Below are 15,187 nucleotides of genomic sequence, written 5' to 3' on the forward strand. Positions count from 1 at the left end.
CACATGCATCCGGCTTTTTTCTTTGACGGCTCAAGACCAAGCGCCTATCCATCCCGTAGCAACCTCGAGACTGCCTGCCCGATGGATTCGATCCTCCACGCCAGCACCGACAATCCCGTTCCCGAGAACCATTTTGCCGGTTTTCTCGAAGGCCGCGGCGGCGTGAAGATCCGTTACGCCGTGTTTCGCTCCGGCACGCGGGAGGCGAAAGGCACGGTCGTGCTTTTGCAGGGCCGCAGCGAATGCATCGAGAAATATTTCGAGACGATCAACGACCTCACCGCCCGCGGCCTGTGGGTCGCGACATTCGACTGGCGCGGCCAGGGCGGCTCGGACCGCCTGATCGCAGGCAACCGGGCCGGGCATGTCGCACGCTTTTCCGACTATGAGGCGGACCTCTCGCTCTTTCTTGAAAAGATCGTGCTGCCGGACGCCCGCCTGCCCTTCTTCATCGTTGCCCACTCGACGGGCGCGCTGGTTGCGCTCTCGCAGGCGCCGAGCCTGGAAAACCGCATCGAACGCATGGTGCTGGCCTCGCCCTTCATCGCGCTCGACGGACAGACGATGAGCCAGCGCAAGATTTCGATCATCGCGCGGCTCGCCTCCTGGTCCGGCCTTGGCAAGCGCACCTTCCGCAAGGGCGATCCCGGTCTCGATTTTCCGCGCAATATCGTCACATCGGACGAGCGTCGTTTCCAGCGCAATCTCGCCATCGTCGCGGAGCATCCGGAATTGTCGATCAGCTGGCCGACCGCGCGCTGGCTCAACCAGGCGCTGACGACGATGACGAAGGTGACGCGGCAGGATCACCTCACCCGCATCCGCATCCCCACGCTGTTGCTCTGCGCGACCTCCGATGCGCTCGTGCCCCGCGCGGCTGTCGGACATCTTGCCCGCATCTTCCGCGCCGGACGCCTGATCGAAATCGACGGCGCACGGCATGAACTGTTTCAGGAGGCCGACCGCTATCGCGCCCAGGTGCTGGCGGCCATCGAGGCATTCATTCCCGGCAGCGACGCCGAGGATACCAGCCTCGGCGCCTGAACCGCTCAGCCGCGGAGCAGCGCGATCGCCTCGTCATAGACTGCGCGGCTTCCGGCGGCGATGATCTCCCCGCCGCGCTCCGCCGGCCCGCCATCCCAGGCCGTGATGATGCCGCCCGCCTGCTCGATGACGGGGATGAGGCCGCCGACATCGTAGGGTTTCAGCCCGCATTCCACGACGAGGTCGACATGGCCGGCCGCCAGCAGCGCATAGGCGTAGCAGTCCACGCCGTAGCGGAAGAGGCGGACCTTGTCCTGGACGGCCTCGAAGCTGGCCTGCCTGTCGCCGGTAAAGAGATGCGGCGAGGTCGTGAACATGATCGCATCGGCAAGGCTGGCGCACGGACGGGTGGACAGGGTCTTGCTGCCGTCAGGGCCGGCATAATGCGCCGCCTTGCCGTCAGCGAAATAGCGCTCACCCGTAAAGGGCTGGTCGACCAGCCCCATCACGGCATCGCCGTTGCGGTAGAGGCCGATCAGCGTGCCCCAGACCGGCACGCCGGAAATGAAGGCGCGGGTGCCGTCGATGGGATCGATCACCCAGACATATTCGCGGTCGAGACCGACGGAGCCGTGCTCCTCGCCGAGGATGCCGTGTTCGGGAAAATGCTGCTCGATCAGCGCGCGGATCGCGGTTTCGGCGGCGCGGTCGCCTTCCGTCACCGGATCGAAGCCGCCGGCTTCCTTGTTGACCACATCGGCGCCGACACGGAAACGCGGAAGGGTTTCCTTCTTGGCCGCTTCGGCGAGAAGGTCGAAAAAAGCACGGTCAGGTAGCATGGAATTCTCTCAAGCGAAGGAAACTCTCTCCCCATAAAACATCGGAACGCAAAACGAAACCGGGGAGAATCTCGGCCTGTCGGCCCGGTTGTTCGAAGCGCTGAATTCTTCGCAGTTGCACTTGACATTTGTGCAGCGCAATATTAGGGTCTTCTGGCAGTCACTTGTGGCTGTAATACCCTCCTTGGGTGTTTCCTCCCTAGACTTGAACCGCGCCACAAGCGCGGTTTTTTTTGAGAGGAAACAGGGCCTATTCCGCCGCCAGCGACCGGTCGGCCGCATATTCCTCGACGTAATCCGAAAAGTCCTGAAGGAAGGCGGAGATGGCCGTCTGAAGCACCAGGAAGTCGGGTTTCTTCTCCAGCGTCGTCTCGTCGATATAGAGCCCGCGGTTCACCTCGATCTGCAATGCATGCAGCCCTTTGGCCGGCCGGCCATAATGCTCGGTGATGAAGCCGCCGGCATAGGGCTTGTTGCGCACGACGGAAAATCCCATGTCATCGAGCAGCCGCATGGCGACGCGCGACAGGTCCCCGGAGGCGCTGGTGCCATACCGGTCGCCGATGATGAAGTCCGGCCGCAGGCCCGAGCCCGAAACGCGGATATTGCCGGGCATGGAATGGCAATCGATCAACACGGCGAAGCCGAAGGCGACATGCGTTCGCACCACGAGGCGACGCAGGCAGGCATGGTAGGGCTTGTAGACGGTTTCCACCCGATCGAGCGCTTCTTCCAGCGGCAGACGGCCTTTGTAGATCTCCATGTTCTCCGCCACGACCCGCGGCACCGTGCCGAGCCCGCCCGCGACGCGGATGGAGCTGATATTGGCATAGGAGGGCAGCGGCCCGTCGAACATGCGTGGATCGAGCTCATAGGGCTCGCGGTTCACATCGAGCCAGGCGCGCGGAAAGTGCGCCACGAGCATGGGCGCGCCCAGTGCGGGAGCGACGGAGAAGAGCTGGTCGACATAATGGTCTTCCGACCGGCGGATGCCGAGGGCGTCGAGACGCGAGCGGGCGAGGAAGTCCTGTGGATAACGTCGCCCGCTATGCGGCGAGTTGAAAACGAGGGGCACGCTCTGCGAAACCGGCTCCAGCACTTCGAAGTGGCTGATTTCGCTGAAAGCCTCCGCCATTGCCGTCCTTTACCATGCCTGAAAGTCATTGCGTCGCCCATGTTGCCAGCGGGCTTGGGCCGTGTCCATACTCGATGGCATCTGGATGGGGCTTGTCCTGGCCCATTCACCGGATATTTACCGGAATACGATCTTGTAGCAACAGCGCCCGTCCGCGGGCAGATAACCTCAGCAATGGTTCCCGAATTCCCATGACACCAAAGATTCTCCTCGCAGAAGACGACAACGACATGCGCCGCTTCCTCGTAAAGGCGCTCGAAAAGGCGGGCTATCAGGTGCTGTCCTATGACAACGGCGCCAGCGCTTATGACCGGCTTCGCGAAGAACCCTTTTCGCTTCTCCTGACCGATATCGTGATGCCGGAAATGGACGGTATCGAACTGGCGCGCCGCGCGACCGAGCTCGATCCGGACCTCAAGGTCATGTTCATCACCGGCTTTGCCGCTGTTGCCCTGAACCCGGATTCCAAGGCTCCGAAGGACGCCAAGGTGCTCTCCAAGCCCTTCCACCTGCGTGATCTCGTGGAAGAGGTCAACAAGATGCTGGCGGCCTAAGCCACGGAAAAGACCACGAAAACGGCACGTAAAAAAAGCTTCAAAAAGCCTATTGACGCCGCCGGATGTTTTGTGGTCTATGCGCCTCATCGAACGGGCGTGTAGCTCAGCGGGAGAGCACTACGTTGACATCGTAGGGGTCACAGGTTCAATCCCTGTCACGCCCACCATTCGATCCAAAAGGCCCTGTTTTCACAGGGCTTTTTTGTTTTTGCGGGTTTGAAGACGGGGTGGCCCGCAACCCCATTTCCGAGAGACCGGCAACGCGCAACGGAGTTCGCATGCGGCTTTCCGTCTGGCTCATCGCGGTCATCGCCGCCACCCTCTTCCTGGCCATGCTGACGGTCGATTTCGCGCCGACTATTGGAGAGCGCGCGCAGGGTGGATATGCTGAACGTACCGCCAAGGAACAGGCGGATGCGGAAGCGCGCGCGGCCGCAAGCAAGGCCGAGGCGATCGACGCCGCCGACGAGGCGCTGAAAGCTGCGCAGCCATCCGGCGACATGAAGGCCGGCGACATGAAGGCCGGAGACATGAAGGAATGACGCATTGAACGCTCGTCGCCACCACCGATGGTCCACCGGACAACGAGGATGACATGACGACACGTTTCATTCTAGCGGCCTTCGCCGCAGCGGCCATTTCGCTTTCTCCTCCCGCCTTCGCACAGGATACAAAGTCGCAACGCCCCGCTCCCAGCGACAAGAAGGACTGGTCGCAGGCGGTCGGCGCGAAGATCAAGCGCCAGAGCGCGCTTGCCGTGATGAAAGCGCGCGAGCTCGGTCTGGACGGTGATTTCCAGGCCAGCGTCGGGTTTACGATTTCACCCGATGGCAAGGTCTCCGATATTCGCATCGTCACATCGTCAGGTCATCCCGAACTGGATGCGGTGGCCATCGACATGGCCAATCGTGCCGCGCCCTTCCCAACCTTTACGCCTGATATGGGAGACGAGCCGGTATCGCTGCTCGCGCCAATCATTCTGAAGCTGAAGAAGCCGGAAACGGCCGACACGCTGTCCGAACCGGCCCCGCCCGCCGCGGCCGAGTAATGTTCGGCAAGACAGTTGTGCAGTGCAGGAAAAAGTTGACGGCACGCGATCTTTGACGTTCAAATAGCATCGCATACAGCTTGCGCGACAGGCTCGACAGTCACGCAAGCACTTGAAGCAAAAATGGAATTTCAGCAGTGCATCGTGTTTCCGGTGGATCCGCCTGTGCGGGATTACCCCGGAAATCCGTAAAGTGTTTATCGCCCGCCTATACTTGCAGCCCGCACCGCGGCTCCCAAAGATGCCCCCTCCCGTTGGAGGACGGGACATGAGGGGTCGACGTGATAGGAGGAGTATCCATGAGCGACGCATCCAGCATACATCCCGTGGATGAGAGGTTGCCCACGGGCAGGCTCGCCACACTCGGCATCCAGCATGTGCTCGTCATGTATGGCGGCGCGGTCGCTGTGCCGCTGATCGTCGGACGCGCCTTGCAGCTCAGCCCGCAGGACGTCGCCTTCCTCATCTCCGCCGACCTTTTCGTCTGCGGCATCGTTACCATCATCCAGTCCCTCGGCTTCGGACGTCATGTCGGCATCCGCCTGCCCGTCATGATGGGCGTGACCTTCGCCTCCGTCGGGCCCATGGTCTCCATGGCCAATGCCTTCCCCGGCACGGAGGGCGCGCGCATGATCTTCGGCGCCATCATCGGTGCCGGCTTCATTGCCTTGCTTCTTGCCCCGGTCATGGGCCGACTGCTGCGCTTCTTTCCGCCCATCGTGACGGGCACGATCATTCTCGTCATCGGCGTTTCGCTGATGCGCGTGGGCATCAACTGGATCTTCGGCAATCCCTTCGGACCCACCGCCCCCAAGCTGGTGGACCCTGCCCATAGCGAATGGCTTGCCCAGATGAAGACGCTCGCCGAAACCGGCGGCCCGGCCGTGCCGGATGGCCTGGCGCTCGCGCCGAGCGTTCCAAACCCGATCTATGCCGAGCCGGGCCATATCGCGCTTTCGGCGCTGGTGCTCGTCTCCATCCTGCTGATCGCCCGTTTCGGCCGCGGACTCATCAGCAATATCGCGGTGCTCTGCGGGGTGATCATCGGCTGTCTCGCCGCATCCATCCTCGGCATGATGCATTTCGACCGCGTGTCGGATGCCGGCTGGTTTGCGGTCGTCACCCCGCTGCATTTCGGCATGCCGATTTTCGATCCCGTGCTGATCGCCACCATGACGCTCGTGATGATCGTGGTCATGATCGAATCGACCGGCATGTTCCTGGCGCTCGGCGAAATCACCGGCCGGCAGGTTTCGCAGCAACAACTGACGGCAGGCCTGCGCGTCGACGGCATCGGCACCATGATCGGCGGCCTGTTCAACACCTTCCCCTATACGAGCTTCTCGCAGAATGTCGGCCTCGTCGGCGTCACCGGCGTGAAGAGCCGCCATGTCTGCGTGGCCGGCGGCGTCATCATGATCGTGCTCGGGCTCATCCCGAAGATGGGCGCGCTGGTGGAAGCCGTGCCCACATTCGTTCTGGGCGGCGCAGGACTGGTGATGTTCGGCATGGTCGCGGCAACGGGCGTGCGCATCCTCTCGACGGTGGACTTCAAGTCCTCGCGCAACAACCTGTTCATCGTCGCGGTGTCCGTCGGCTTCGGCCTGATCCCGCTTTTGGCGCCGAACTACCTGATGTGGATGCCGCATGCGATCCACCCGATCATCGAATCGGGCATCGTGCTCGCTTCCATCGCCGCCGTGGTTCTCAACGCCTTCTTCAACGGCGTGCGCTTCGAACAGGCCTCGGCGATCGATGCCGCGAGGCTCGCCGACAGCCACTGAACCATGAGTCGAAAAAGAAAGCCGGCCCGTTCATCGCGGGCCGGCTTTTCTATTGTCGTGATCGAATGATCAGTTCAGCGGAACCCGCACGCCACCGTCCGAAACCGGCGGGCGTGCATAGGTGGTGTTGTCGGCCGACGACGTCGTGTTGCAACCCGCAAGCGACAGAACGGCAAAAGCGGCGGCGATGACGCCGATGATGGGACGCATGGACCTCTCCTTCTGGTGTACGCAAAACACATAGGCGCTCGGGCGGCATCCGTCCACCGCCGCAGCACAGCGAAAGCATCGGGCCGGCCGATACTCCACACACCGTCGCGACGGGGCGGCCAGCAATATTGACTTTTGCCGGCAAAGTGCATAATGCGCAGACGCAACAGAGGAACTGCGATGATTGCCGACCTTCCCGCCGTGCTCGTACTCAACGCGAAAGACAATGTCGGCGTCGTGCCGGCCAATGTCGATGCCGGCCGGGCGCTGGTGAACGGCGTGGTCGCCGCCGAGCGCATTCCGCGCGGCCACAAGGTTGCGATCTCACATATCGCCGAAGGCGCGCCGGTGCTGAAATACGGCCAGATCATCGGCTATGCGACGAAAGCCATCCAGCCCGGCGAACATGTGCATCTGCAGAACCTCGCCATCCTCGACCTAGCGCTGAAGCATGAATTCTGCGTGGACAATGCACCTGCTGTCATGGTGCCGCAGGAGCAGCGGCGCACCTTCGATGGCTTCGATCGCGGCAACGGCCGCATCGGGACCCGCAACTATATCGGCATCCTCTCGACGGTGAACTGTTCCGCCACGGTCTCGCGCTACGTGGCCGAGCATTATGCCCGCCGGTTCCGCGAGGCCGGCCACGACAATATCGATGGCGTGGTGGCGCTCACCTATGGCGGCGGCTGCGCGCTGAACCTCAAGTCCGAGGGCGGGCGCATTCTCACCCGCACCTTCAAGGGCTATGCGCGCAATCCGAATTTCGGCGGCATCCTGATGATCGGTCTCGGTTGCGAGACCTTTCAATATGGGCCGCTCGTGGAAGAGGCCGGCCTTGAGGAAGGCAAGACCTTCCGCACCATGATGATCCAGAACCAGGGCGGCACGCGCAAGACCATCGAGGCGGCCTGCGAGATGATCGACGACATGCTGCCGGATGTCGGCCGCATCCGCCGAACACCGCAACCGCTGTCGGGCATCAAGCTCGCGCTCGAATGCGGTGGATCGGACGGTTACTCGGGCATCTCCGCCAACCCCGCCCTCGGCGTCGCCTCCGACCTTCTCGTAAAGGAGGGCGCGACGACGGTGCTTTCCGAAACACCCGAAATCTATGGCGCCGAACACCTGCTGACCCGCCGCGCCGCCCGGCCGGAAGTCGCGGAAAAACTCCTGTCGCGCATCGACTGGTGGCGCGATTATACGGCGCGCAACGATGCCGAACTCAACAACAACCCCTCTTTCGGCAACAAGGCCGGCGGCCTGACGACCATTCTCGAAAAATCGCTCGGCGCGGTCGCCAAGGGCGGCTCCATGCCGCTCAACGCCGTCTATGAATATGCCGAGGAGGTGACGGAGCCGGGCTTCGTCTTCATGGATACGCCCGGCTACGATCCGGCAGCCGTTACCGGGCAGATCGCCGGTGGCTGCAATCTCGTCGCCTTCACCACGGGCCGCGGCTCGGTCTCCGGCTACAAGCCGGCGCCCTGCATCAAGATCGCCACGAACACGCCCATGTACGAGCACATCAAGGACGACATGGATATCAACTGCGGCACGATCGTCGATGGCAGCGAGACGATCGAAGAGGCTGGCCGCCGTATTTTCGAATTCGTCATCGAAACCGCATCCGGACGCAAGACGGCGAGCGAGGCCTTCGATTACGGCGACAACGAATTCGTGCCCTGGCAGGTCGGCGCGATCACCTGATCATCGCGTGTGCATGACGATATTGACCAGCGTGCCGGCGGGATCGCGCACGAAGAAGCGGCGCACGCCCCAGGGCTCGTCCACCGGCCCGTACTCGATGGCATGACCGCCCGCGCAAGCAGCCAGATACGCGGCCTCCACATCATCCACCTCGACCGAAAGCGCCGGCACCGGCGTACCGGAACCGCCTTCGCAGGCGAAGCTCACCTGCGGCGATGTCGGGTTTTCGTTGCCATAGGTGACGATCCAGCCGTGATCCATCAGCAGGTCCAGCCCCAGCACATCCTTGTAGAAGCCGGCCACCAATGCGGGATCGGTCGTCGCGATATTGGCGACGATGCGCTTCACCTTCATGCGGGTTCCCCGGCGCGCGCCACCGGCGTCGCATAGGCCGGCATGTCCGGCCGATGCACCCCGCGCAGTTCCGCAACCCGGCCGATCACCTTGGGCAGCGAGACCACGATATGATGGCGCAGTGTCTCGGCCGCCCGGGCGAAATCCTCGACGTCGAGCGCACGGAACACCGCGAGATGCTCGGCGATGAAGGGCTCGTCTTCGGGCATGCGGTGCGAGACGCCGATGACGTGCTTGCTGACATTCAGCATGAAATGGGCGCGGCGCAACGCGATCAGCAGTTCACGGTTCGGGCAATAGCCGAGGCAGGTGATGTGCAGGTCCGTTTCCAGATCGTCCATCGCCTCGACGGACAGGGCGGGATAGACGGCCAAAGCCTCCTCCAGCCGCTCCGTCATCGCCTTCCGGTCAGCGGGCGGAATGAGGGGCGCCGCCTGCAGCAATGCGACGGGCTCCAGCGCGACACGGATGGCATGCAGGTCGCGCATGCGCTGTTCGTCGAGCGGGACCAGCGTCCAGCGCATGCGCTCGTCCTTCTCGACGATCCCGAGCGCTTCCAGCCGCATCAGCGCATCGCGCGCCACCTGCCGGCCCACGCCCCGGGCACGCGCAAGCTCCACCTCGTTGATGCGGTAGCGGCCGAAGACGGAGAGGTGCACCATCTCCCGTTCTAGGCTCTCGTAGATCGCCTCCCAGCCCGGCGCCTTGCGCAGCGCCGGCGCCTCCTCGTCAAGGCCCAGCATGTCGGCCGTCAGCGTCACCCGTTTCGGACCGGTGCGGCCCTGTCCGACCAGGAATCCACGCCCGTCGAACCGGCGCACCATTCCCCCCTCTTCGAGAAGGGCGAGCGCCTGGCGCACCGGTGTGCGGGTGGAGGCAAAGAGCGTTGCGACCGGCCCCTCCAGCAGGAGCGCGCCTTTCGGCAGGCGCCCGCCGGAGATCGCGTCGGCCAGCACGTCGCGAATACGCAGGTAGAGAGGGCTCTTGTCGAGCGCCGTCTCCACGCCTTCTCCGCCGGCCTCGGCCAAACCCTGACTGCTGTCGTTCATGGCGCGGACCATGCCACGAATGCACCATGCCGACAACGGTCAGCACCGAGCCCGCCACCGGCAAGGAAATTGCGCCGCGCCGTCAAAAAATCATCATTCCTTTCGTGACGCGCGGGGTGTTTTGCGCTAGGGAACCCTCTCAAGGCTCGCAATGCGGCCGCCAAGGCCCCATATGCCAGCCGCGTCCATCTCCGAGGAACTGACCATGCCCGCATATCGCTCCCGAACCACCACCCACGGCCGCAACATGGCCGGTGCCCGCGGCCTCTGGCGCGCGACGGGCATGAAGGACTCGGATTTCGGCAAGCCGATCATTGCGGTGGTGAACTCCTTCACCCAGTTCGTGCCCGGCCATGTGCATCTCAAGGACCTCGGCCAGCTCGTCGCCCGCGAGATCGAGAAGGCCGGCGGTGTCGCAAAGGAATTCAACACGATCGCCGTGGACGACGGCATCGCCATGGGCCATGACGGCATGCTCTATTCGCTGCCGTCGCGCGAAATCATCGCAGACTCGGTCGAGTACATGGTCAATGCGCATTGCGCCGACGCGATGGTCTGCATCTCCAACTGCGACAAGATCACGCCCGGCATGCTGAATGCCGCCATGCGCCTCAACATCCCCGCGGTCTTCGTCTCCGGCGGCCCGATGGAAGCCGGCAAAGTCGTGCTGCACGGCAAGACCCACGCGCTCGACCTCGTCGACGCCATGGTGGCCGCCGCCGACGACAAGGTTTCGGACGAGGACGTCAAGGTCATCGAGCGCTCCGCCTGCCCGACCTGCGGCTCGTGCTCGGGCATGTTCACGGCCAACTCGATGAACTGTCTGACCGAGGCACTCGGCCTTTCGCTGCCGGGCAACGGCTCGACGCTGGCAACCCACGCCGACCGCAAGCGCCTCTTCGTCGAGGCCGGCCACCTGATCGTCGATCTCGCCCGCCGCTATTACGAGCAGGAGGACGAGAGCATCCTGCCGCGCAACGTCGCCAACAAGAAGGCTTTCGAGAACGCCATGTCGCTCGATATCGCCATGGGCGGTTCGACCAACACGGTTCTGCATATCCTCGCCGCCGCTTATGAGGGCGGGATCGACTTCGATCTCGACGACATCGACGCCCTGTCGCGCCGGGTTCCCTGCCTTTCCAAGGTCGCGCCCGCCAAGCAGGACGTGCACATGGAAGACGTGCACCGCGCCGGCGGCATCATGCGCATTCTCGGCGAACTGGAACGCGGCGGCCTCATCCACCGCGATACGCCGACCGTGCATGCCGAAACGCTGGGCGACGCCATCGACCGCTGGGACATCACCCGCACCACCAGCGAGACCGTGCGCACCTTCTTCCGCGCCGCACCGGGCGGCATCCCGACCCAGGTCGCCTTCAGCCAGGAAGCCCGTTGGGACGAGCTGGACACGGACGGCGAAAAGGGCGTCATCCGCTCCGTGGAGCACCCGTTCTCCAAGGATGGCGGCCTCGCCGTCCTCTCGGGCAACATCGCGCTCGACGGCTGCATCGTGAAGACCGCCGGCGTCGATGAATCGATCCTGAAATTCTCCGGCCCGGCCGTCGTCTATGAAAGCCAGGACGCGGCGGTGAAGGGCATTCTCGGCAACGAGGTGAAAGCGGGCGATGTCGTCGTCATCCGCTACGAAGGCCCGAAGGGCGGCCCGGGCATGCAGGAAATGCTCTATCCGACGAGCTACCTGAAATCGAAGGGCCTCGGCAAGGCCTGCGCACTGATCACCGATGGCCGCTTCTCCGGCGGCACGTCCGGCCTGTCGATCGGCCATGCCTCGCCCGAGGCAGCCCAGGGCGGCGCCATCGGCCTCGTGCGCCAGGGCGACCTGATCGAGATCGACATCCCCAACCGCACGATCAACCTCGCGGTTCCGGAAGCCGAACTCGCCGCGCGCCGCGCCGAGCAGGACAAGCTCGGCTGGAAGCCGGCGGCGCCGCGCAAGCGCAATGTCACGACCGCGCTGAAGGCCTATGCCGCCTTCGCCGCGAGCGCCGACAAGGGCGCCGTGCGCATCCTGCCGGAATAAGGTTTTCCCGGGCGCGCGGCTTTCGCTCGCGCCCGGCTGCGATCCTGCTTGCAATCTTTCTTCGCAACGCACAAAATCCTCTCGATGGCGGCATGAGACCGCCCGAGGGGAATAAGAGCGCGCATGTCGATCAAGGCCGGTATCTACCACCTAACCCATTACATCTACGATAAACCGGTCCGCCTCGGACCCCAGATCATCCGGCTGAAGCCGGCGGCGCATTCCAAGACCAAGGTCATCAGCCACGCGCTGAAGGTCTCGCCCGAAAACCACTTCGTAAACCTGCAGCAGGACCCATACGGCAATTACCTTGCCCGCTACGTCTTTCCCGATCCGGTCACCGAACTGAAGATCGAGGTCGACCTCGTCGCCGACATGACCGTCTACAATCCCTTCGACTTCTTCGTCGAGGAGCAGGCGGAGCACTGGCCGTTCGACTATCCGGAAGACCTGCGCGAAGATCTCGAGATCTACCGGACCCCTGAGCCCATGGGCCCGGCGCTCGAAGCCTTCATGGCGACGGTCGACCGCACGCCCGGGCAGCGCACGGTGGACATGGTCGTCGGCCTGAACGCGCGCCTCCAGCAGACGATCGGCTATGTCATCCGCATGGAGCCGGGCGTACAGACGCCGGAGGAGACGCTGGAGATCGGCCTGGGCTCGTGCCGCGATTCGAGCTGGCTGCTCGTGCAGATCCTGCGCAATCTCGGCTTTGCGGCCCGCTTCGTCTCCGGCTACCTCATCCAGCTGACGCCGGACCTGAAGGCGCTTGACGGCCCTTCCGGCACCGAAGTCGATTTCACGGACCTGCATGCCTGGTGCGAAGTCTATCTGCCCGGCGCGGGCTGGATCGGCCTCGACCCGACATCCGGCCTGCTGACCGGCGAGAGCCACATACCGCTTGCCGCGACGCCGCACTACCGCAACGCAGCCCCGATCAGCGGCGGCTATTTCGGCGAGGCGAACACCACATTCGATTTCGCCATGACGGTGGACCGCGTGGCCGAGCATCCGCGCATCACGAAGCCCTTCTCCGAAGAAAGCTGGGAAGCATTGAATGCGCTTGGCCGCGATGTGGACGGCGTGCTGGCGGCAAACGACGTGCGTCTTACCATGGGCGGCGAGCCGACCTTCGTTTCCATCGACGATTTCGAATCCGGCGAATGGAATACCGATGCCGTCGGCCCCACCAAGCGCGAAAAGGCCGATCAGCTGATCCGGCGCCTGCGCGAGCGCTTCGCGCCGGGCGGCTTCCTGCATTACGGTCAGGGCAAATGGTATCCCGGCGAAAGCCTGCCGCGCTGGACGTTCTCGCTTTACTGGCGACGCGACGGCAAGCCGATCTGGCATAATCCGGACCTGATTGCGGAGGAAGGCAGTGATGCGGCCGTAAGTGAAGCCGAGGCGGCGGCCCTCCTCAGTGCCGTTGCAGAGGAACTGGGTCTAGCGCCCGATCTGGTCCAGCCGGCCTACGAGGATCCTGCCGAATGGATCATCAAGGAAGGCAACCTGCCCGACAATGTCGACCCATCGAATTCGAAACTCGAAGATCCCGAGGAGCGTAACCGAATCGCGCGCGTCTTCGAACGCGGCCTGACCAAGCCGACGGGCCACATCCTGCCGGTGCAGGCGTGGAACGCGAAGGCAAGCGGCAAGCGCTGGATCAGCGAGCGCTGGCAGACGCGCCGCGGCAAGATCTTTCTCGTGCCCGGCGACAGCCCCGTCGGCTATCGCCTGCCGCTCGGCGCGCTGCCCTACCTTGCGCCGTCGGACTATCCCTACATCAACCCCGCCGATCCCTCAGAGGCGAAGCCGCCTCTGCCAGACTTTGCCCAGACTGGCAAAGTGATGGCAGAAGGCGGCCGCGCAATGGCCGAGGCCTCGTTTCAGGCGAGCGACGCCGGACAGGCCCGCGTCGAGCAGGTGCGCAGCGATATCGTCGGCACCGTGCGCACGGCCATGAGCGTCGAGGCCCGTGATGGCAGGCTTTGCGTCTTCATGCCGCCGGTCGAGCGCGTGGAAGATTATCTCGAACTGGTGACGGCCGCCGAACAGGCGGCGACCCGCCTGGGGCTCGCCGTCCATATCGAAGGCTATGCGCCGCCGCAGGACGAGCGCCTCAACGTCATCCGCGTCGCGCCGGACCCCGGCGTCATCGAGGTCAATATCCACCCCGCGTCGGACTGGCAGGACTGCGTCGACATTACCACCGCGGTCTACGAGGAGGCGCGGCTTTCACGCCTCGGCGCCGACAAGTTCATGATCGATGGCCGCCATACCGGCACCGGCGGCGGAAACCATGTGGTCGTGGGTGGCAGGAACCCGAACGACAGTCCGTTCCTGCGCCGGCCGGACCTGCTGAAGAGCCTCGTGCTGCACTGGCAGCGCCATCCCTCGCTTTCCTATCTCTTCTCGGGTCTCTTCATCGGCCCGACGAGCCAGGCGCCGCGCATAGACGAGGCGCGCCACGATTCGCTGTATGAACTGGAGATCGCGCTCGCGCAGGTTCCGCCGCCCGGCCAGGGCGCGCCGCCCCTGCCGTGGCTGGTCGACAGGCTCTTCCGCAACCTGCTCACCGACGTCACGGGCAACACGCATCGCTCGGAAATCTGCATCGACAAGCTCTTCTCGCCGGACGGGACGACCGGACGACTGGGCCTTGTGGAGTTTCGCGGTTTCGAAATGCCGCCCAATGCCCGCATGAGCCTTGCCCAGCAATTGCTGATCCGCGCATTGATCGCGCGTTTCTGGCTGAACCCGGCCGAAGGCGGCTTCGTGCGCTGGGGCACGACGCTGCACGACCGTTTCATGCTGCCGCATTATGTCTGGCAGGATTTTCTCGACGTGCTGGCCGACCTGCGCGCCAACGGCTTCGACCTGAGGCCCGAATGGTTCGCCGCCCAGCTCGAGTTCCGCTTCCCGTTCTGCGGCGAGGTGGAATATGAGGGTGTCGGCCTGGAGGTGCGCCAGGCGCTGGAGCCATGGCACGTCATGGGTGAACAGGGCGCGATCGGCGGGACGGTCCGCTATGTCGATTCCTCTGTCGAACGCCTCCAGGTAAAGCTGGAAACAACGAACCCGGCGCGCTACACCGTCGCCTGCAACGGTCGCCCCGTCCCGCTGAAACCGGCGGGCGCGCAAGGGGTTTCGGTCGCCGGCGTGCGCTACAAGGCCTGGCAGCCCGCCTCCGGCCTGCACCCGGTGCTGCCCGTCAACGCACCGCTTACATTTGACATTTATGATACATGGTCGCGACGGGCGATCGGGGGCTGCATTTATCACGTTGCCCATCCCGGCGGACGCAACTATGACACCTTCCCGGTAAACGGAAACGAGGCCGAGGCGCGCCGGCTGGCGCGATTCGAACCGTGGGGTCATCGGGCGGGCGGCTATACGCTGTGGCCGGAAACGCCGTCGGCGGATTTCCCGCTGACGCTGGATCTGCGTCGGCCGCCGGGGCTTTGAACCGCCTGTAG

Annotated in this window: 13 protein-coding genes and 1 tRNA gene; 9 read left to right on the forward strand and 5 right to left on the reverse strand. The window is 64.0% G+C overall.

Translation table 11 applies throughout. The features are described from left to right. Positions 1-81: 81 nt before the first annotated feature. Positions 82-1,044 carry an alpha/beta fold hydrolase gene (locus K6301_RS11880; RefSeq protein ID WP_247217149.1) on the forward strand — a complete coding sequence of 321 codons (963 nt, stop codon included), beginning with the start codon at positions 82-84 and terminating at the stop codon, positions 1,042-1,044. Positions 1,045-1,049: 5 nt separating this feature from the next. Here K6301_RS11880 and hisN read toward each other — a convergent pair whose 3' ends face one another. Both hisN and K6301_RS11890 read right to left on the reverse strand, forming a co-directional pair. After that, positions 1,050-1,823: a histidinol-phosphatase gene (gene hisN / locus K6301_RS11885; RefSeq protein ID WP_247217151.1), complete on the reverse strand. Its 774-nt coding sequence runs from the start codon at positions 1,821-1,823 to the stop codon at positions 1,050-1,052. Between the two features lie 250 nt (positions 1,824-2,073). Then, positions 2,074-2,958, reverse strand: a complete 885-nt coding sequence (locus K6301_RS11890; protein WP_247217153.1) for an N-formylglutamate amidohydrolase — start codon at positions 2,956-2,958, stop codon at positions 2,074-2,076. A 191-nt stretch (positions 2,959-3,149) separates the two neighbouring features. Here K6301_RS11890 and cpdR1 point away from each other — a divergent pair, with 191 nt between their 5' ends. The 5 genes from cpdR1 (at position 3,150) to K6301_RS11915 (ending at position 6,347) form a co-directional block, all read left to right on the forward strand. After that, complete coding sequence (cpdR1, locus tag K6301_RS11895; RefSeq protein WP_023512679.1) at positions 3,150-3,512, forward strand: response regulator CpdR1; 363 nt, start codon at positions 3,150-3,152, stop codon at positions 3,510-3,512. Positions 3,513-3,607: 95 nt separating this feature from the next. Beyond that, positions 3,608-3,682: transfer RNA gene (locus tag K6301_RS11900), tRNA-Val, on the forward strand. A 111-nt stretch (positions 3,683-3,793) separates the two neighbouring features. Continuing rightward, on the forward strand, positions 3,794-4,057 hold the full coding sequence (locus tag K6301_RS11905) for a hypothetical protein (RefSeq protein WP_247217155.1): 264 nt from the start codon (positions 3,794-3,796) through the stop codon (positions 4,055-4,057). A gap of 53 nt (positions 4,058-4,110) precedes the next feature. Then, positions 4,111-4,563, forward strand: coding sequence for an energy transducer TonB (locus K6301_RS11910; RefSeq protein ID WP_247217157.1), 453 nt, complete (start codon positions 4,111-4,113; stop codon positions 4,561-4,563). A gap of 299 nt (positions 4,564-4,862) precedes the next feature. Beyond that, positions 4,863-6,347, forward strand: coding sequence for a nucleobase:cation symporter-2 family protein (locus K6301_RS11915; RefSeq protein ID WP_247217159.1), 1,485 nt, complete (start codon positions 4,863-4,865; stop codon positions 6,345-6,347). Between the two features lie 69 nt (positions 6,348-6,416). Here K6301_RS11915 and K6301_RS11920 read toward each other — a convergent pair whose 3' ends face one another. Then, positions 6,417-6,557, reverse strand: a complete 141-nt coding sequence (locus K6301_RS11920) for a hypothetical protein (RefSeq protein ID WP_160871555.1) — start codon at positions 6,555-6,557, stop codon at positions 6,417-6,419. A gap of 180 nt (positions 6,558-6,737) precedes the next feature. On the opposite strand from K6301_RS11920, the gene K6301_RS11925 reads away from it, so the two are divergent. After that, on the forward strand, positions 6,738-8,267 hold the full coding sequence (locus tag K6301_RS11925; RefSeq protein WP_247217161.1) for a UxaA family hydrolase: 1,530 nt from the start codon (positions 6,738-6,740) through the stop codon (positions 8,265-8,267). Here the strand turns inward: K6301_RS11925 and K6301_RS11930 are convergent, their stop codons facing one another. Both K6301_RS11930 and K6301_RS11935 read right to left on the reverse strand, forming a co-directional pair. Then, a complete protein-coding gene (locus K6301_RS11930) occupies positions 8,268-8,621 on the reverse strand; it encodes a VOC family protein (RefSeq protein ID WP_247217164.1) in 354 nt (117 codons plus the stop codon). It lies immediately after the preceding gene. After that, complete coding sequence (locus K6301_RS11935; RefSeq protein ID WP_247217169.1) at positions 8,618-9,670, reverse strand: GntR family transcriptional regulator; 1,053 nt, start codon at positions 9,668-9,670, stop codon at positions 8,618-8,620. Before K6301_RS11935 ends, K6301_RS11930 begins: the two co-directional genes overlap by 4 nt. A 205-nt stretch (positions 9,671-9,875) precedes the next feature. Between K6301_RS11935 and ilvD the strand changes: the two genes are divergently transcribed. Further along, positions 9,876-11,711, forward strand: coding sequence for a dihydroxy-acid dehydratase (gene ilvD, locus K6301_RS11940; protein WP_247217171.1), 1,836 nt, complete (start codon positions 9,876-9,878; stop codon positions 11,709-11,711). Between the two features lie 123 nt (positions 11,712-11,834). Then, entirely contained in the window at positions 11,835-15,176 is a 3,342-nt protein-coding gene (locus tag K6301_RS11945) for a transglutaminase family protein (protein ID WP_247217173.1), read from the forward strand. Positions 15,177-15,187: the final 11 nt, after the last annotated feature.

It is taken from the genome of Shinella oryzae (assembly GCF_023038235.1).
GTDB lineage: Bacteria > Pseudomonadota > Alphaproteobacteria > Rhizobiales > Rhizobiaceae > Shinella > Shinella sumterensis.